The sequence below is a fragment of the Streptomyces sp. RKAG293 genome, assembly GCF_023701745.1.
In the GTDB taxonomy this organism is placed as follows: Bacteria; Actinomycetota; Actinomycetes; order Streptomycetales; family Streptomycetaceae; genus Actinacidiphila.
In genome coordinates, this window is record NZ_JAJOZB010000001.1 from 6,027,044 (window position 1) to 6,047,608 (window position 20,565).

The window sequence follows — 20,565 nt, forward strand, 5'->3', positions numbered from 1 at the left end:
AGGTGTCTGCAACGTCTGCATCGAACGAGAGAATCGTTGAGGCTCTGCGCGCGTCGCTGAAGGAGACGGAGCGGCTGCGCGAGCAGAACCGCCAGCTCTCCGGCGCGGGCCACGAGCCGATCGCGATTGTGGGTATGGCCTGCCGGTACCCGGGCGGGGTCACGTCGCCCGAGGAGCTGTGGGCGCTGCTGGCAGCGGGCGGCGACGGGGTGTCGTCGTTCCCGCTGGACCGTGGCTGGGACGTCGAGGGGATCTACGACCCCGACCCGGACGCCGTGGGCAAGACGTACTCCCGGCACGGCGGTTTCCTGGACCGTGCCGCGGACTTCGACCCCGGCTTCTTCGGGATCAGCCCGCGCGAAGCGGTGGCCATGGACCCGCAGCACCGGCTGCTGCTGGAGTCGTCGTGGGAGGCGTTCGAGCGCGCGGGCATCGACCCGGCCTCGGTGCGCGGCAGCGCGACCGGTGTCTTCGCGGGTGTCATGTACGGCGACTACAGCGACGTGCTCGAGCACGCCGCCGATGACGTCGAGGGCTTCCTGGGCGTCGGCGGCAGCCTCGCCTCAGGCCGCGTCTCGTACGCCTTCGGGCTGGAGGGCCCGGCCGTCACCGTCGACACGGCGTGCTCGTCGTCCCTGGTCACCGTGCACCTGGCGGCCCAGGCGCTGCGCACCGGTGAGTGCTCGCTGGCGCTCGCCGGCGGTGTCACCGTCATGGCGACCCCGGACACCTTTGTCGACTTCAGCCGCCAGCGCGGCCTGGCCCCCGACGGCCGCTGCAAGCCCTTCGCCGAGGCCGCGGACGGCACCGGCTGGGGCGAGGGCGTCGGCATGCTGCTGCTGGAGAAGCTCAGCGACGCCAAGCGCAACGGCCACCGCGTGCTCGCGCTCGTGCGCGGCAGCGCCGTCAACCAGGACGGCGCGAGCAACGGCCTCACGGCCCCCAACGGCCCCTCCCAGCAGCGCGTCATCCGCCAGGCGCTGGCCGGCGCCCGGCTCTCGGCCGACCAGGTCGACGCGGTCGAGGCGCACGGCACCGGCACCAAGCTCGGCGACCCGATCGAGGCGCAGGCGCTGCTCGCGACGTACGGGCAGGACCGCCCGGAGGGCCGGCCGCTGTGGCTCGGCTCGGTGAAGTCCAACCTCGGGCACACGCAGGCCGCCGCCGGTGTCGCGGGCATCATCAAGATGGTGCTGGCGATGCGGCACGAGGAGCTGCCGCGCACGCTGGGCGTGGACGCCCCGAGCTCCCATGTCGACTGGACCGCCGGTGACGTCGAGCTGCTGACCGAGGCCCAGCCGTGGCCGGCCGGGGAGCGGACCCGCCGCGCGGGCATCTCGTCCTTCGGCATCAGCGGAACGAACGCTCACGTCATCGTGGAAGAAGCGCCGGTCGAGGCGCAGGCCGAGGAAGCCGCTCCCGTCGCCGCGCTGCCGGTGGTGCCGTGGACGCTGTCCGGCAAGACGCCGGACGCCGTCCGGGCCCAGGCCGCCCGCCTGCGGGACCACCTGCTCGCTGCCACCACTCTCGAACTCGCCCCGGCCGCCGTCGGGTACTCCCTGGCCACGACCCGCGCGGTGTTCTCCCACCGAGCGGGCGTCGTCGCCGACCGCGCCGGTCTGATCGCCGGCCTGACGGCACTGGCCGAGGGCGGCGACGCCCCCGGCCTCGTACAGGGTTCCGCACACGGGGGCCGGACGGCGTTCCTGTTCACCGGGCAGGGCAGCCAGCGGGCCGGGATGGGGCGCGAGCTGTACACCGCCTTCCCGGTGTTCGCGGCGGCGCTGGACGAGGTGTGTGCCGCGCTCGATGCTCACCTTGAACTGCCGCTGAAGGACGTGCTGTTCGCAGCGACCAACAGCCGGTTGAACGAGACGGGCTTCACGCAGCCTGCTCTGTTCGCTCTGGAAGTGGCGTTGTTCCGGCTGCTGGAGTCCTTCGGGGTCCGGCCGCAGGTGCTGGCCGGTCACTCCATCGGTGAGCTGGCCGCAGCGCACGTTGCCGGTGTCTGGTCGCTGGAAGACGCGGCGCTGCTCGTCGCGGCGCGTGGCCGGCTGATGCAGCAGCTCCCTGCGGGTGGTGCGATGGCCGCGATCCAGGCCACCGAGGCCGAAGTCCTGCCGCAGCTCACCGAGAAGGTCGGCATCGCGGCCGTCAACGGGCCCACCTCCATCGTCGTCTCCGGTGACGAGGACGCCGTAGCCGCCGTCATCGCGCACTTCGACGCGATAGGTCGCAAGACCAAGCGCCTCACCGTCAGTCACGCCTTCCACTCCCTCCACATGGAACCGATGCTCGCCGAATTCGGCACCATCGCGGCCGGGCTCACCTACACCGCACCCACCATCCCGATCGTCTCGACGCTCACCGGACAGGCCGCCACCACCGAGGAGTTGACCGACCCCACCTACTGGGTCCGTCACGTCCGCGAAGCCGTCCGCTTCGCCGACGCCGTCACCACCCTCCAGGACCAGGGCGTCACCAAGTTCCTGGAGCTCGGCCCGGACGCCGTTCTCACCGCGATGGCCGCCGACTCCGCCGCCGACACCGCCACCCTGATCCCCACCCTCCGCCGCGACCACAACGAGGCCCAGCTCCTCACCGAAGCCCTCGTCCGCCTCCACGCCCACGGCGGCACCGTCTCCTGGCCGGCCTTCTTCGGTACCGGCCACACCCCCGTCGATCTCCCCACCTACGCCTTCGAGCACCGGCAGTACTGGCCGCGCACGGTGGCGTCGACCGGTGATGCGACCGGGCTGGGGCTGCGGTCCGGCGGTCACCCGTTCCTCAGCGGTGCGATCACGCTGCCGGACACGGACAGCGTGCTGTTCACGGGGCGGCTCTCGCTCAACACCCACCCGTGGCTGGCCGACCACGCCGTCTCCGGCACGGTCATCGTGCCCGGCGCCGCGCTCGTCGAGATCGCCGTGCGGGCGGGCGACGAGGTCGGGTGCGGCACCGTCGAGGAGCTGACGCTGCAGGCGCCGCTGGTGCTGGGCGAGCAGGGCGCCGTTCAGCTGCGCGTGCAGGCGGGGGAGGCCGATGCGGGCGGGCTACGGCCCGTCACGGTCTTCTCGCGGCCCGAGGACGCGCCCGACGACGCCCCCTGGACCTGCCACGCCGACGGCCTGCTGACGGCGTCGGTACTGGCCCCCGACCCGGCGTTCGACTTCTCGCAGTGGCCGCCGGCCGGCGCGAGCGCGATCGACACCGGTCACCTCTATGACGACCTGGCGGCGTCGGGCCTGGAGTACGGCCCGCTGTTCCAGGGTCTGCGGGCCGCCTGGCGGCACGGGGACACCGTCTTCGCCGAGGTCTCACTGCCCGAGGACGCGTCCGCCGACACCGAGGCGTTCGGACTGCACCCGGCATTGCTCGACGCGACACTGCACGCGATCAGCCTCGGCGACTTCGTCGAGGACGGCAGCGCGCCGCAGCTTCCCTTCGCCTGGTCGGACGTCGCCCTGTACGCGGCCGGTGCGAGTGTGCTGCGGATCCGGGTGTCGCCCGCGGCCTCCGGCAGCGGTGTGTCGATCCAGCTGGCCGACGCCGCCGGAGCACCGGTCGCGTCCGTGGGCTCGCTGGTGCTGCGCGCCCTCGCGGTGGACCAGCTGACGGCGACCGCCGGTGGCGCCGCCCACCACGAGTCGCTGTTCCGGCTCGACTGGACCCCGCTGCAGGTCGCCGACGAGGCGCGCTCCGGAGGCAGTTGGGCGCTGATCGGCGCCGACGCGTTCGGCCTGGCCGACGCGCTCACCGCGGCGGGGGAGACCCTGACGGTGGCGGCCGGCGCGGCCGAGGCCGAGCTGGCCCTCGCGCAGTTCACCACCGTCGAGTCCGCGTCCACCGCGGGTTCCGCGGCCGTCGGCGCCACCGTGCACAGCGCCCTGGCGCTGCTCCAGGAGTGGCTGGACGCCGATCAGCCGCCCGGCGCGCGGCTGGTGCTCGTCACCAGCGGCGCTCTGGCCGCCGCTCCCGGCGACGCCGTCGCCGACCCCGGTGCCGCGGCGGTGTGGGGCCTGGCGCGGTCCGCGCAGTCCGAGTACCCGGACCGGATCGTGCTCGTGGACCTCGACGGCACCCCGGCCTCGGCCGCGGCCCTGGTCCCGGCGGTGGCCGCCGCGATCGCCGCGGACGAGCCGCAGCTGGCGCTGCGCGGCGGGCAGGCGCTCACCGCGCGGCTGCTCCGCAGCTCGTCCGCCGACAGCCTGCAGACCCTCCCGGCGCATGCCGACACGGCCCCCTGGCGGCTGGACTTCACCGCCAGCGGGACCCTCGACAGCATCTACGTCGCCGACTTCCCCGAGGCGGCCGAGCTGCTCGCCGAGGGTCAGATCCGGGTCGCGATCCGCGCGGCGGGTCTGAACTTCCGCGATGTGATGAACGTGCTCGGCATGTACCCGGGCGACGCGGGCCGGCTCGGTCTCGAGGCGGCCGGTGTGGTCGTGGAGACGGGCCCCGGCGTCAGCGGGTTCGCGCCCGGCGACCGCGTGATGGGCCTGTTCTCGGGTGCGTTCGGGCCGCTCGCGGTCGTCGACCACCGGCTCGTCGCGCCCATGCCGATCGGCTGGACGTTCGCCGAGGCGGCCGCCGCCCCGGTGGTCTACCTGACGGCGTACTACGCGCTGAACGACCTGGCCGGGCTGAAGTCCGGCGAGAAGATCCTCATCCACGCCGCCGCCGGCGGCGTCGGCATCGCCGCCGTGCAGCTCGCCGCCCACCTGGGCGCCGAGGTGTACGGCACGGCGAGCACCGGCAAGTGGGGGACGCTGCGCGGTCTCGGTCTGACCGACGACCGGATCGCGTCCTCGCGCACCCTGGACTTCGAGCCGAGCTTCCTCGGCGCGACCGGCGGCCGCGGCATGGACGTCGTCCTGGACTCCCTCGCCCGCGAGTTCGTGGACGCGTCGCTGCGGCTGCTGCCGCGCGGCGGCCGGTTCGTCGAGATGGGCAAGACGGACATCCGGGACGCGGACACGGTCGCCGCCGACCACCCGGGCGTCGCGTACCAGGCGTTCGACGTCATGGACGCGGGTCCCGAGCGGATCCAGGAGATGTACGCCGCCCTCCTGGAGCTCTTCAACAGCGGCGCACTGTTGCCGCTGCCCGTCACCGCCTGGGACGTCCGGCAGGCGCCCGAGGCGTTCCGCCACATCGGGCAGGCCCGGCACACCGGCAAGCTCGTGCTGACGGTGCCCGCGCCGCTCGCGCCCGAGGGCACGGTGCTGATCACCGGCGCCACCGGCGCGCTCGGCGGGCTGCTGGCCCGCCACCTGGTCACCGAGTACGGCGTACGCCACCTGCTGCTGACCAGCCGGCGCGGCCTGAACGCACCCGGTGCCGCCGAACTCGCCGCTGAACTCGCAGCGTTGGGGGCGAGCGTCACGTTCGCCGCCTGCGACGCCGCGGACCGTGAGGCGCTGGCCGCCACGCTCGCCGCGATACCGGCGGCGCACCCGCTGACGGCGGTGCTGCACGCGGCGGGCCTGCTCGACGACGGCATCCTCGCGTCGCTCACCCCCGAGCGCGTCGACCGGGTCTTCGGCCCGAAGGCCGACGCGGCCCGTCACCTGCACGAGCTGACCCGCGGCCTGGACCTCGCCGCGTTCGTGCTGTTCTCCTCGGCGGCCGGCACGTTCGGCAACCCCGGCCAGGCCAACTACGCGGCCGCCAACGCCTACCTGGACGCGCTCGCCGCGCACCGGCGCGGTGCGGGCCTGCCCGCCCTGTCGCTGGGCTGGGGCGCCTGGGCCTCCGAGGGCGGCGGCATGGCCGACGTCCTGGAGGCGGCCGACCGCGAACGGCTGGCGCGCTCCGGCGCGGCGGCGCTCACCAGCGCCGAGGGCCTGGCCCTGTACGACACGGCCGTCGGCCTCGCCGCCCACGCCCTCGTCCCCATGCACCTGGAACTGCCGGCGACCGCCGCCCCCGACGAAGTGCCGCCGCTGCTGCGGGCGTTGGTGCGGGCTCCGGCCCGCCGTACCGCCCGTGCGGCCACCGCCGGGGCCGCGCTGGAGCTCGGTCCGCGGCTGGCCGCGATGACCCTCGCCGAGCAGGAGGAGTTCCTGCTCGACCTGGTGCGCAGCAACGTCGCGGCCGTTCTCGGCCACTCCGGCGCCGAGGCCATCGACCCGTCCCGGGCGTTCAAGGACCTCGGGTTCGACTCGCTGACCGGTGTGGAGTTCCGCAACCGGCTCGGTTCCGCGGCCGGTCTGCGGCTGCCCGCCACGCTCGTCTTCGACTACCCGGCGCCGGACGTGCTGGCCACGTTCCTGCGCACCGAGCTCGTCGGCGAACTGGCGGCGGGCGGCGGCGGACCGGTGGCGAGCACGACGGTCTCCGGTGACGAGCCCATCGCGATCGTCGGGATGGGCTGCCGGTTCCCCGGCGGGGTGCGCTCCCCGGAGGACCTGTGGCAGCTGCTCGCCACCCGCACCGACGCGATGGCCGGGCTGCCCGACGACCGCGGCTGGGACGTCGAGTCGCTCTACGACCCGACGGGCGAACGCCCCGGCACCACGTACACCGACCAGGGCGCGTTCCTGTACGACGCCACCGACTTCGACGCCCCCTTCTTCGGCATCAGCCCGCGTGAGGCCCTCGCCATGGACCCGCAGCAGCGACTGCTGCTGGAGACCTCGTGGGAGGCGCTGGAGCGGGCCGGGATCGACCCGGCCACGCTGCGCGGCAGCTCGACCGGGGTCTTCGCCGGCGTGATCTACCACGACTACGGCACCCGGCTCGGCGAACTGCCCGAGGGCGTCGACGGCTTCCTCGGGACCGGGACGTCCGCCGGGGTGCTGTCGGGCCGCGTCTCGTACGTGCTGGGGCTGGAGGGACCGGCGATCACCGTCGACACGGCCTGCTCCTCGTCCCTGGTCGCCCTGCACCTGGCGATCCAGGCCCTGCAGCGCGGCGAGTGCACGCTGGCGCTGGCCGGCGGTGTCACCGTCATGGCCACGCCCGACACGTTCGTCGACTTCAGCCGCCAGCGGGGACTGGCCGCCGACGGCCGCTGCAAGGCGTTCGCGTCCACGGCGGACGGCACCGGCTGGGCCGAGGGCGTCGGCATGATCCTCGTCGAGCGGCTCTCGGACGCGCGGCGCAACGGGCACGAGATCCTCGCCGTGGTCCGCGCCAGCGCCCTGAACCAGGACGGCGCCAGCAACGGGCTCACCGCCCCCAACGGCCCCTCCCAGCAGCGCGTCATCCGGCAGGCGCTGGCCTCCGCCGGACTGGCTGCCGCCGACATCGACGCGGTCGAGGCACACGGCACCGGCACCCGGCTCGGCGACCCGATCGAGGCCCAGGCGATCATCGCGACCTACGGCCAGGAGCGGCCCGCCGACCAGCCGCTGTGGCTCGGCTCCGTCAAGTCCAACCTCGGCCACACCCAGGCCGCCGCCGGTATCGCGGGCGTCATCAAGATGGTCACCGCGCTCGGCCACGAGGAGCTGCCGGCGACGCTGCACGTCGGCGAGCCCAGCCCGCACATCGACTGGTCCGCGGGGAACGTGGAGCTGCTCACCGAGGCGCGGCCGTGGCCGCGCGGCGGGTCCGGCGCCCGCCGGGCGGGCGTCTCCGCCTTCGGCTTCAGCGGGACCAACGCGCACGTCATCCTGGAGGAGGCGCCGGCGATCGAGCCGGCCGCCGCCGTCGAGGAGCCGGCCGCCCCCGCGCCGTTCACCGCCACCGGCACCACACCCGTGCCGTGGCTGCTCACCGGCCGCAGCGAGATCGCGCTGCGCGCCCAGGCCCGCAAGCTGCACGCCCACCTGGCAGGAGCGCCCGAGCTCGGCGCCACCGCGCTCGGCAGCATCGGGCACGCGCTGGCCACCACCCGCACGCCCTTCGAGCACCGCGCGGTGCTCGTGGGTGCGGACGGGCCGACGCTGATCCAGACCCTCAAGGACATCGCCGACGGCGTTCCCGCCGCCGGCGTCGAGGAGGGCCTCGCGGGCGCCCCCGGCAAGACGGTCTTCGTCTTCCCGGGCCAGGGCTCGCAGTGGATCGGCATGGCCGCCGAACTCCTGGAGACCTCACCGGTGTTCAGGGCCCGCCTCGAAGCGTGCGCCGCCGCAGCCGACGAGTTCACCGACTGGTCGCTGCTGGACGTGCTGCGCGGCGTCGAGGGCGCCGCGTCCCTGGAGCGCGTCGACGTGGTCCAGCCCGCCCTGTGGGCGGTGATGGTCTCGCTCGCCGCCGTCTGGGAGTCGCTCGGCATCCGGCCGTCCGCCGTCGTCGGGCACTCGCAGGGCGAGATCGCCGCCGCGTGCGTCGCGGGGGCGCTCAGCCTCCAGGACGCCGCCCGCGTCGTCACCCTGCGCAGCCTCGCGCTCGTCGGGCTCGCCGGCACCGGCGGCATGGTCTCCCTGCCGCTGCCCGCCGCCGAGGTCGAGGAGCTGCTGACCGCCTGGCCCGGCCAGATCTCGGTGGCCGCGAACAACGGCCCGTCCTCCACCGTCGTCTCCGGAGACCCCGGCGCGCTCGACGAACTGCTCGCCACCTGCGAGCGGCGCACCATCAGGGCCCGCCGCATCGACGTCGACTACGCCTCGCACTCCTCGCACGTGGAGTCGCTGCGCGAGGAGCTGGCGGACGTGCTCGCCCCCGTCCGGCCGCAGGTGGGACGCGTCCCGCTGTACTCCACGCTGGAGGACCGGCTGATCGACGGCAGCGAGATGGACGCCACGTACTGGCACCGCAACCTGCGCCACACCGTCAAGTTCGAGCCGGCCGTGCGGGCGCTCGCCCTCACCGGGCACACGGTGTTCGTCGAGTGCAGCCCGCACCCGGTGCTCACCGTCGGCGTCCAGGACACCGTGGCCGCCGCCGGAGCCGACGACGTCGTCGTCACCGGCACGCTGCGCCGCGACGACGGCGGCGCCGGCCGCGTCCTGACCTCCCTCGGGCGGCTGGTCGCGCACGGCGGACGCCCCGACTGGTCGGCGGTCTTCGCCGGCCGCACGCTGGAGCGCACCGGCCTGCCGACGTACGCGTTCCAGGGCGAGCGCTACTGGCTGGAGGCCGTCTCCGGGTCCGTGGACCCGGCCGGGCTCGGCCAGACGCCCGCAGGACACCCGCTGCTCGGCGCGGCCGTGGCGCTGCCCGACCGCGACGGCCACCTGCTCACCGGCCGGCTCTCCCTCAAGTCCCAGCCCTGGCTGGGCGATCACGCGGTCGGCGGGGTGGTCTTCGTCCCCGGGACGGCGCTGCTCGAACTCGCCGTACGGGCCGGTGACGAGGCCGACTGCGGCACGCTGGCCGAACTGACCCTGGAGGCCCCGCTCGTCCTGCCGGAGCGCGGCGAGACCCAGCTGCGCGTCCTGGTCGACGAGCCCGCCGCCGACGGACACCGCCCGGTGGCGGTCTTCTCCCGGCCCGAGGACAGCGACGAGGACACCCCGTGGACCCGGCACGCGAGCGGTCTGCTGACCGCGGACACCCCGGCCCCGGGACCCGACCTCACCGAGTGGCCGCCGGCCGGCGCCGAGGCGCTGACGACCGAGAGCCTGTACGCGGACCTCGGCGCCGTCGGCCTGGACTACGGGCCGGTCTTCCGCGGACTGCGGGCGGCCTGGCGGCGCGACGGCGAGCTCTTCGCCGAGGTCGAGCTGCCCACCGAGGCGGTCTCCGCGGCCGCCGACTACGCCCTGCACCCGGCCCTGCTGGACGCCGCCCTGCACGCCATCGCGCTCGGTGGATTCCTGGAAGGTGACGAAGGAGAGGGGCCCTGGCTGCCGTTCGCCTGGTCCGGTGTCGCGCTGCACAGCGTCGGGGCCTCCGCCCTGCGGGTGCGGATCGCCGCGGCGCCCGGCACCGGCGCCGTCACCCTGAACGTCGCCGACGCCACCGGGGCGCCGGTCGCCGCCGTCGACTCCCTGCTGCTGCGCCGCCTCCCCCTGGAGGCGCTCGCCCAGCTCGGTTCGGCCGGCTCCGACCCGTTCCGGGACTCGCTGTTCCGCGTCGAGTGGACCGCGGTCACGGCCCCGGACGACCAGCCGCAAGCACCCACGGACTGGGCGGTGTTCGGCGACGACCCGCTCTTCCCCGGCCTGCCGGAGATCTTCAGCACCGATGAGCTGGACGGTTCCATCGGCACCGTCCTGACGCCCGTGCACTGGCAGAGCGGCACCGAGGACACCGTCATGCAGGCACTCGGCGACCTGCAGGTGTGGCTCGCCGACCCGCGCACCGACGGCACCACGCTCGTCGTCGTCACCCGCGGCGCGGTCGCCGCCGAGGCCGGCGAGGACATCGCCGACCTCGCGCAGTCCGCCGTCCACGGCCTGGTGCGCTCCGCGCAGTCCGAGAGCCCCGGCCGGATCGTCCTCGCGGACATCGGCACCGGCATCCCCTCCCGGACGCTGCTCGCGGCGGCCCTGGCCACCGGTGAGCCGGAGTTCGCGCTGCGGGACGGGAAGATCCTCGCCCCCCGGCTGGTCCGGGCCGAGGCGCGGGCCGACGTCCTGGCGCCGTGGCAGTCCGACGGCACCGTCCTGATCACCGGCGGTACCGGCGGTCTGGGCGCGCTCGTCGCCCGGCACCTGGTCGGCGAGCACGGCGTACGGCACCTGCTGCTCACCAGCAGGCGGGGCCAGGACGCCCCGGGGGCGGCCGAACTCGTGGCCGAACTCTCCGGGGCGGGAGCCACCGCCACCGTCGCCGCCTGCGACGTCGCCGACCGGGACGCGGTCGCCGCGCTCCTCGCGTCCGTTCCTGAGGCGCGACCGCTGCGCGGTGTGGTCCACGCGGCCGGTGTGCTCGACGACGCGACGCTCGGCAAGCTCACCCCCGAGAAGCTGTTCGCGGTCCTCGCCCCCAAGGCCGAGGCGGCCCGGCACCTGCACGAGCTGACGGTCGCGGCCGGCACGGAACTGGACGCGTTCGTCCTGTTCTCCTCCTCCGCCGGGGTCTTCGGCAACGCGGGCCAGGCCAACTACGCGGCGGCCAACGCCTACCTCGACGCCCTCGCCGCCCACCGCAGGGCCGCGGCGCTGCCCGCCGTGTCCCTCGCCTGGGGCCTGTGGGCCGAGCCGAGCGGTATGACCGGGCACCTGGAGAGCACGGACCTGGCGCGGCTGGCCCGCTCCGGCATCCGGCCGCTCAGCCCCGAGCAGGGCCTGGCCCTGTTCGACGCCGGAGTCGGCGGGACGGAGCCCGCTCTCGTCCCGATCGGCCTCAGCACCGCGGGCCTGCGCTCGCAGGCCGGCGACGGCCCGGTGGCGCCGCTGATGCGGTCCCTGGTCCGCGGCCCGTCCCGGCGCACCGCGCAGGGCGCGTCGGCGGCGGAGGCCGGCGCCCAGGGCGACGCGCTGCGCAAGCGGCTCGCCGCACTGCCCACCGACGAGTGGGAGACCGTGCTGCTCGACCTGGTGCAGTCCTACGCGGCGGCGGTGCTCGGCTTCGCCGGCACCTCGGCGGTCGGCGCCACCCGCTCCTTCAAGGAGCTGGGCTTCGACTCGCTGACCGCCGTGGAGTTCCGCAACCGGCTCGGCGCCGCCACCGGTGTCCGGCTGCCCGCCACCGCCGTCTTCGACCACCCGACCCCGCTGGCGCTGGCCCGGCTGCTCTACGGCGAGTTCGCCCCCGAGCAGACCGACCCGGCCGACGCCGTGCTCGCCGAACTCGACCGCCTCGACGGCTATCTGCCGGAGGTGTCCCTCGACGACAGCGTCCACGCCGCCGTCACCGCCCGCCTGGAGGAACTGCTCTCCCGGTTCAAGAACCTGCGCGCCGGCGCGGGCGGCGACACCGGCGAGAACGTCAACGAACGACTGCAGGACGCCACGACCGACGAGGTCCTGGCCTTCATCACGGACGAACTCGGCATCGCCTGACGGCGCCCTGCACACCTTTGAGGAGAACTGATGGCGGACGAGAAGCAGCTGGTCGACACACTCAAGCGGGTCGCCGCTGACCTGCACGATGCCCGTCGGCGGCTGCGGGAGGCGGAGGACAAGGACCGCGAGCCGATCGCGATCATCGGGATGGCCTGCCGTTTCCCGGGCGGCGTCACCTCGCCCGAGGAGCTGTGGGAGCTGCTCGCGGCCGGCGCGGACGGTCTCACTCCGTTCCCCACCGACCGCGGCTGGAACCTCACCCAGTTCCAGGACAGCGAACGGGAGAAGGGCGGCGCCGCGGGCGACGGCGCCCCCGAGGGCGGCTTCCTCGCCGACGCCGCCGAGTTCGACGCCGAGTTCTTCGGGATCAGCCCCCGCGAGGCCCTCGCGATGGACCCGCAGCAGCGGGTGCTGCTGGAGACGTCGTGGGAGGCGCTGGAACGCGCCGGGATCGACCCGGTGGCGCTGTCCGGCACCCGCACGGCGGTCTTCACCGGCGTCAGCAGCTCCGACTACCTGCGCGGGCTGCAGAAGATGCCCGCCGAGGTCGCCGGGCACATGATGACCGGTGTCGCGGGCAGCGTCCTGTCCGGCCGGGTCTCGTACGCGCTGGGCCTGGAGGGCCCGGCCGTCACCATCGACACCGCCTGCTCGTCCGCCCTGGTCGCCCTGCACCTCGCGGGCCAGGCGCTGCGGGCGGGCGAGTGCACGCTGGCGCTGGCCGGCGGGGTGACGGTGATGGGCTCCGCCGGAACGTTCCTGGAGTTCAGCCGGGCGGACGGGCTGGCCGGTGACGGCCGCTGCAAGCCGTTCGCGGAGGCCGCCGACGGCACCGGTCTCTCGGAGGGCGTCGGCGTCCTGCTGCTGGAGAAGCTCAGCGACGCCCGGCGCAACGGGCACCGCGTGCTGGCCGTGGTCCGCGGCAGCGCCGTCAACCAGGACGGCGCCAGCAACGGCCTCACCGCCCCCAACGGCCCCTCCCAGCAGCGCGTCATCCGCCAGGCGCTGGCGAGCGCCCGGCTGTCGGCCGACCAGGTCGACGCGGTCGAGGCGCACGGCACCGGAACGAAGCTCGGCGACCCCATCGAGGCACAGGCGCTCATCGCCGCCTACGGGCAGGAGCGCCCGCAGGACCAGCCGCTGTGGCTGGGCTCGATCAAGTCCAACCTCGGGCACACCCAGGGCGCCGCGGGCGTCGCCGGGATCATCAAGATGGTGCTCGCCCTGCATCACGAGGAACTGCCGCGCACCCTGCACGTGGACGCGCCCAGCTCACACGTCGACTGGTCGGCCGGGACCGTCCAGCTGCTGACCGAGGCCCGGCCGTGGCCGGCGGGGGAGCGGACCCGCCGCGCGGGCGTCTCCTCCTTCGGCATCAGCGGGACGAACGCGCATGTGATCGTGGAGGAGACGCCGGCCGAGGAGTCGGCGGAGGAGGCCGCGGTCGCCGAACTGCCGGTCGTGCCGTGGCTGCTGTCCGCCCGCACCCCGGAGGCGCTGACCGCGCAGGCCGGGCGGCTGCACGCGTACCTGCGGGACGGTTCCGTCACCGCCGACCCGTCCACGGTCGGCTCGGCACTCGCCACGACGCGCTCCGCCTTCCCGTACCGGGCGGGCGTGGTGGCCGGGGGCCGGGAGGAACTGCTCACCGCCCTCGCGGCCCTCGCCGACGGCGGGAGCGCGCCGGGCGTCCTGCGCGACGGCCCCGGATCAGGGCAGCTCGGCTTCCTGTTCACCGGCCAGGGCAGCCAGCGGGCCGGCATGGGGCGGGAGCTGTACGCCGCGTTCCCGGTGTTCGCGGCGGCGCTCGACGAGGTAGCGGCGGCATTCGACGCGCACCTGGACCGTCCGCTCAAGGACGTGCTGTTCGCGGACGACGGCTCGCTGGACGCGACCGGCTACACCCAGCCCGCGCTGTTCGCCCTGGAGGTGGCCCTGTTCCGGCAGGTCGCCGCGTGGGGCATCCGGCCGCAGGTGCTGGCGGGCCACTCCATCGGGGAGCTGGCTGCCGCTCATGTGGCGGGGGTGTGGTCGCTGGAGGACGCGGCGCTGCTCGTCTCCGCCCGCGGCCGGCTGATGCAGCAACTGCCGTCCGGCGGTGCGATGGCGGCGATCCAGGCCACCGAGGCCGAGGTGCTGCCGCGGCTCACCGACAGGGTGGGCATCGCGGCCGTCAACGGGCCCACCTCCATCGTCGTCTCGGGCGACGAGGACGCGGTCGGGCAGGTCGTCACGTACTTCGACGAACTGGGCCGCAAGACCAAGCGCCTCACCGTCAGCCACGCCTTCCACTCCGTCCACATGGAGCCGATGCTCGAGGAGTTCCGTACCGTCGCGGCCGGGCTCACGTACCACGCGCCCTCGATCCCGATCGTGTCGACGCTCACCGGCAAGGCCGCCACCCAGGAGGAGCTGACCGACCCCGCCTACTGGGTCCGGCACGTCCGTGAGGCCGTCCGCTTCGCCGACGCCGTCACCACACTGGAGGAGCGGGGCGTCACCGCGTTCCTGGAACTGGGACCCGACGCCGTACTGAGCGCGATGGGCGCCGAGAGCGTGACCGACCCGGTCGCGTCGGTCCTGGTCCCCGCGCTGCGCCGGGACCGCGACGAGGCACAGACCCTGGTGGAGGCCGTCACCCGCCTGTACCTGCGCGGCATCGGCGTCGACTGGCGGGCCTTCTTCGCGGGCCGCGCCGCCGCCGGACTCGTGGACCTGCCGACGTACGCCTTCCAGCACCGCGGCTACTGGTTCAAGTCCAACGCCCTGCCGAGCGGCGACGCCGCCGACTTCGGCCAGGACACGGCGGGACATCCGCTGCTCGGCGCGGCCGTGGGCATCCCGGAGTCTGACGGGCTGCTGTTCACCGGGCGGCTGTCGCTCGCCACCCACCCGTGGCTGGCCGACCACGCCGTCAACGGCACCGTGATCGTCCCCGGCACCGCACTCGTCGAGATCGCCGTGCACGCCGGTGACCTGGCGGGCTGCGGCACGCTGGAGGAACTGACCCTCCACGCGCCGCTGGTCGTCCCCGCCGTGGGCGCCGTCCAGGTCCGGGTGCGGCTGGACGGCGGCGAGCTGCGTGCCGTGACGATCTTCTCCCGGCCGGAGGGCGCGCCGGAGGGCACGGCATGGACGCGGCACGCCGACGGCACGCTCACCGAGCACGCCCCCGCCGCCGGGTTCGATCTGGCGCAGTGGCCCCCGGCCGGCGCCGAGCCGGTCGCGGTGGACGACCTCTACGACGAGCTGGCCGGCCGCGGCCTGGAGTACGGCCCGGCCTTCCAGGGCCTGCGGGCCGCCTGGCTGCTCGGTGACGAGGTCTTCGCCGAGGTCGCGCTGCCCGAGCAGGAGGAGTCGCAGGCCGGGCTGTTCGGTCTGCACCCCGCCCTGCTGGACGCCGCGCTGCACGCGGTCGCGCTGGGCGGCCCCGGCCTGATGAGCGGCCCGGCCGACGCGGACCCGGGCGCCATGTGGCTGCCCTTCGCCTGGTCGGACGTCACCCTGCACGCCTCGGGCGCCAAGGCGCTGCGGGTACGGCTGGCCCCGGCGGCCACCCCCGGCGGTGTCTCGGTGCGGGTCGCCGACGCCGAGGGCGGCGCGGTCGCGTCGATCGGCACCCTCACCCTGCGACCGGTGTCCGCAGCCCAGTTGGGCACCCCGGACACCTCCGACGACGCGCTGTTCACCGTCGAGTGGAAGCAGATCACCCCCGGTGCCACGGACTCAGGACCCGCGCCGACCGTTCTGACGGCACCGGCCGGTCGCTCCGCGGCCGATGCGGTCAGCGCCGTACTGACGGACCTTCAGGAGTGGTTGGCCGACGAGGAAAACGAGGACGGGCGGCTGCTCGTCCTGACCCGCGGCGCGGCGGTGGTGACCCCCGGCGAGGGGGTGACGGATCTCGGCCAGGCGGCGGTGACCGGCCTCGTCCGGGCCGCCCAGGCGGAGAACCCGGGCCGCATCGTCCTGCTGGACACCGACGCGGACGTGGTTCCGAAGGGCGTGCTCTCCGCCGCCGAATCCGAACTCGCACTCCGTGAAGGTGTGTTGTGGGCGCCGCGGCTCGTCCGTGCGGTCACGGCGGAAGCCGGCACCGCCCCCTGGTGCTCCGACGGCACCGTCCTGATCACCGGCGGAACCGGCGGGTTGGGCGCGCTCGTCGCCCGGCACCTGGTCACCGCCCGGGGCGTACGGGACCTGCTGCTCGTCAGCCGCCGCGGTCCGGAGGCGCCCGGCGCGGACGCCCTGGTCGCCGAACTGGAGGCGGCCGGCGCCGCGGTGACCGTCGCGGCCTGCGACGTCTCGAACCGCGACAGCCTGGCCGGACTGCTGGCGGGTGTCGTCCGGCTCAGCGCCGTCGTGCACACGGCCGGCATCGTGGACGACGGCGTCATCGGCAAGCTGACCCCCGCCCGCGTCGCGTCCGTCCTCGGCCCCAAGGCCGACGCCGCCCGTCACCTCCACGAGCTGACGGCGCACCTGGACCTGGACGCGTTCGTCCTGTTCTCCTCCGCGGCCGGAGTCTTCGGCGGCGCGGGACAGGGCAACTACGCCGCCGCCAACACCTATCTGGACGGCCTCGCCGCCCAGCGCCGGGCCGCGGGGCAGCCGGGCACGGCGCTCGCCTGGGGCCTGTGGGACCCGGCGACCGGCGGCATGGGATCGGCCCTCACCGGGGCCGACGTCGAGCGGATGGCGCGCGGCGGCATCCTGGCCCTCGGCCAGGAGCAGGGCCTCGCACTGTTCGACACGGCGGTCGCCGCGGACCGGGCGCTCCTGGTGCCGGTCGGCCTGGACACCCGGGCCCTGGGCCGCGCCATGAGCGGCGAGGTGCCCGGCATGTTCCGGTCGCTGGTGCGCGGCCCGGTGCGGCGCGCGGCGGCGGCCGGCGGAGCGGGCGCGGCCGACGGCGGCCTCACCGCGCGGCTGGCGGCGCTGCCGGTCGGCGAACGGCCGCAGCTGGTGCTGGGGCTGGTCCGCAAGCAGGTCGCGGCCGTGCTCGGCTTCGCCGCCGACCAGCCCGTCGAGGCGGAGAAGCCGTTCAAGGACTTCGGCTTCGACTCGCTGACGGCCGTGGAGTTCCGCAACCGGCTCGTCGTCGAGACCGGGGTGCGGCTGCCGGCCACGCTCGTCTTCGACTACCCGACCCCGCTGGAGCTGGCCGACCATCTCCTCCAGGCACTGGCCCCCGCGGACGACGACCCCGCGCAGGCGCTGCTCGCGAGCCTGGAACAGCTCGAACCGCTGCTGAACACCGACGGGTTGGACAAGCTGACCCGCTCCAAGGTCACCGTGCGCCTCCAGGCGCTGCTGTCCCGCTGGCACGACGCGGCAGCGCCCGCGCCGGCCGCCCAGGACGAGGCGGCGACCGTCGACGAGGCCTCGGACGACGAGCTGTTCGCGCTGCTGGACGGCGAGATCGGCTCCGACTGACCCGTCCCACCTGATCGCCCGCTCGCCCGATACAAGGAGCTGAAGCACGCATGACCACGGACACCGAACAGAAGCTCCGCGACTATCTGAAGCGGGCGACCACCGATCTCCTCCAGGCCCGCCGCCGCATCCAGGACCTGGAGGACAGGACCCGCGAACCCGTCGCCATCGTCGGCATGAGCTGCCGCTACCCGGGCGGGATCACCTCGCCCGAGGAGCTGTGGGAGATGCTGGCCGCCGGTGGCGACGGCGCCGGCGGGTTTCCCACCGACCGGGGCTGGGACGTCGAGAACCTCTACGACCCCGACCCGAACGCCCTGGGCAAGAGCTACGCCAAGGAGGGCGGATTCCTCGCCGGGGCCGGGGACTTCGACGCCGCGTTCTTCGGCATCAGCCCGCGTGAGGCGCTGGCCATGGACCCGCAGCAGCGGCTGCTGCTCGAGGCGTCCTGGGAGGCGTTCGAGCACGCCGGGATCGACCCGGCGACCGTCCGCGGCACCCGGACCGGCGTCTACGCGGGCGTCATGTACCACGACTACGGCTCGGACCGGGCGTCGATCCCGGACGGCGTCGAGGGCTTCCTCGGCACCGGTACGGCCGGCAGCGTGCTGTCCGGACGCGTCTCGTACGCGCTGGGGCTGCAGGGCCCGGCCGTCACCGTCGACACCGCCTGCTCGTCGTCGCTGGTGACGCTGCACCTGGCGATGCAGGCGCTGCGCAACGGCGAATGCGGTCTCGCGCTGGCCGGCGGCGTCACCGTCATGGCCACCCCCGACACGTTCATCGACTTCAGCAGGCAGCGCGGGCTGGCCCCCGACGGCCGGTGCAAGCCGTTCGCGAAGGCCGCGGACGGCACCGGCTGGGGCGAGGGCGTCGGCGTGCTGCTCCTGGAGCGGCTCTCCGACGCGCGCCGCAACGGGCACCCCGTCCTCGCCCTGGTGCGGGGCAGCTCCATCAACCAGGACGGCGCCAGCAACGGCCTCACCGCCCCCAGCGGCCCGTCCCAGCAGCAGGTGATCCTGGAGGCGCTGGCCGCCGCCGGGCTGAGCACCGGGGACATCGACGCCGTCGAGGCGCACGGCACCGGCACCGTACTCGGTGACCCGATCGAGGCCCAGGCGCTCATCGCGACCTACGGCCAGGACCGGCCCGCCGACCGGCCGCTGTGGCTCGGCTCGGTGAAGTCCAACCTCGGGCACACCCAGGCCGCCGCGGGCGCCGCCGGCGTCATCAAGATGGTGATGGCGCTGCGGCACGCGGTGCTCCCCAAGTCGCTGCACATCGACGAGGCCAGCCCGCACGTCGACTGGTCGGCGGGCGCCGTCGAACTGCTCGCCGAGGCCCGCGCCTGGCCCGACAGCGGCCGGCCGCGCCGCGCCGCGGTGTCCGCGTTCGGCATCAGCGGCACCAACGCCCACGTCGTCCTGGAGCAGGCACCGCAGGAGGAGCCGGCCGAGGCGGCCGCGGCCCCGGAGCACCGTCCGGTGCCCTGGCTGCTGTCCGCGAAGGGCGCCGCGGGACTGCGCGCCCAGGCGGCCCGGCTGCACGCCCACGTCACGGACCGCCCGGACCTGTCGGCCGCCGACATCGGACTGTCCCTCGCCACCTCCCGTACCCAGCTCAGCCACCGGGCGGCGCTCGTCGCCGACAGCCGGGCGGGCCTGCTGGCCGCGCTGGAGGGACTCGCGGCGGGCGGCCAGGGCCCGGCCGTGGTCCAGGAGGCGCAGGGGAGCGGACGTATCGCCTTCCTGTTCACCGGGCAGGGCAGCCAGAAGCCCGGCATGGGCCGCGAACTGCACGCCGCGCAGCCGGCGTTCGCGCGGGCGCTGGACGCCGTGTGCGCCGCGCTCGACCCGCACCTCGAACACCCCCTCCAGCAGGTGCTGTTCGCCGAACCGGGCACCGCGGAGGCGGCGCTGCTGGACACGACCGGCTACGCGCAGCCCGCGCTCTTCGCTCTCGAAGTGGCCCTGTACCGGCTGCTGGAGTCCTGGGGCGTACGGCCCGACCTGCTCGCCGGGCACTCGATCGGCGAACTGGCCGCCGCGCACGTCGCCGGGCTCTGGTCGCTGGAGGACGCGGCGGCGCTCGTCGCCGCCCGGGGCCGGCTGATGCAGGCGCTGCCGGCCGGCGGCGCGATGGCGGCCCTGCAGGCCACCGAGGCGGAGGTGCTGCCGCACCTGACCGAAGCAGTCGGGATCGCGGCCGTCAACGGCCCGCAGGCCGTCGTCATCTCCGGCGACGAGGCGGCGGTCGAGACGGTCGCCGGGCACTTCCGTGACCTGGGCCGCAAGACCAAGCGCCTCACCGTCAGCCACGCCTTCCACTCCTCGCTGATGGAACCGATGCTCGACGGGTTCGGGCAGGTCGCCCACGGCCTGACGTACCTCGAGCCGACCATCGCGATCGTGTCGTCCCTCACCGGCAAGCCCGTCACCCCGCAGGAACTGCGCAGCCCCGACTACTGGGTGCGGCACGTCCGCGAGACGGTGCGCTTCGCCGACGCCGTGGGCAGCCTGGAGGCCGAGGGCGCTGCCACGTATCTCGAACTGGGCCCGGACGCCGTCCTGTCCGCGCTGGTCCGCGACTGCCTGACCGCACCGGCGCCCGCCGCCGTGCTCCCCGTCCTGCGCAGGGACCGCACCGAGCCGCACGCGGTCACCGAGGCCGCCGCCCGGCTGCGGATGCGCGGCGCCGCCGTGGACTGGGCCGCGCTCTTCGACGGCACCGGCGCACGCCGGGCCCCGCTGCCGACATACGCCTTCCAGCACCAGCACTACTGGCTGGCGGCCGCGGGCCGCGCCTCGGCGGGACCCGCCGCTCCCGGTGCCGCCGGCAGCGTCCTGGACCTGCCGGACGCTCGGGGGCACCTCCCAGCGGTAGCTGGGGGAGGGGACCCGCAGGCCGACGATCCGCTGGAGTTCCAGCGGCGGCTGCACGCGGCCGACGGGCCGGCCCGCGCCGAGCTCCTGCTGGACCTGGTGCGTTCGGTCACCGCGTCCGTCCTCGGCCACGCGTCCGCCGGGGAGATCGAGGCCGACAGCGAGTTCATCGACCTCGGGTTCTCCTCGCTGCTCGCCGTCGAGTTCCGCGACCGGATCGGCGCGGCCGTCGGCGCCCGGCTGTCCGCCGCCGTGATCTACGAGTACGAGACGCCCGACGAGCTGGCCGAGCACCTGCTGGAGATCGTGGCAGCGGCCCCGGCACCGGCCGCGGCGGTTGCCCCGCACGAGTAGGGGGCGCTAGGGGGTCCGCTAGGGGATCTCAGTGCAATTGCCCGCTTCTA

2 protein-coding genes and 1 pseudogene are annotated in these 20,565 nt (G+C 74.9%); all 3 read left to right on the forward strand.

Features of this window, described 5'->3' with window-relative positions; translation table 11 throughout:
* Positions 1-2 precede the first annotated feature (2 nt).
* Complete coding sequence (locus tag LNW72_RS26965) at positions 3-11,840, forward strand: type I polyketide synthase (protein ID WP_250977723.1); 11,838 nt, start codon at positions 3-5, stop codon at positions 11,838-11,840.
* A 30-nt stretch (positions 11,841-11,870) separates the two neighbouring features.
* Positions 11,871-17,279, forward strand: a complete 5,409-nt coding sequence (locus tag LNW72_RS26970) for a type I polyketide synthase (RefSeq protein WP_250977724.1) — start codon at positions 11,871-11,873, stop codon at positions 17,277-17,279.
* A 65-nt stretch (positions 17,280-17,344) separates the two neighbouring features.
* Positions 17,345-20,482: pseudogene (locus LNW72_RS26975) on the forward strand (type I polyketide synthase); the annotation flags it as partial.
* Positions 20,483-20,565: the final 83 nt, after the last annotated feature.

Excerpts from the sequence above, each read along its gene's own strand:
- LNW72_RS26970 (WP_250977724.1), top strand. The coding sequence starts at position 11,871 with ATGGCGGACGAGAAGCAGCTGGTCGACACACTCAAGCGGGTCGCCGCT.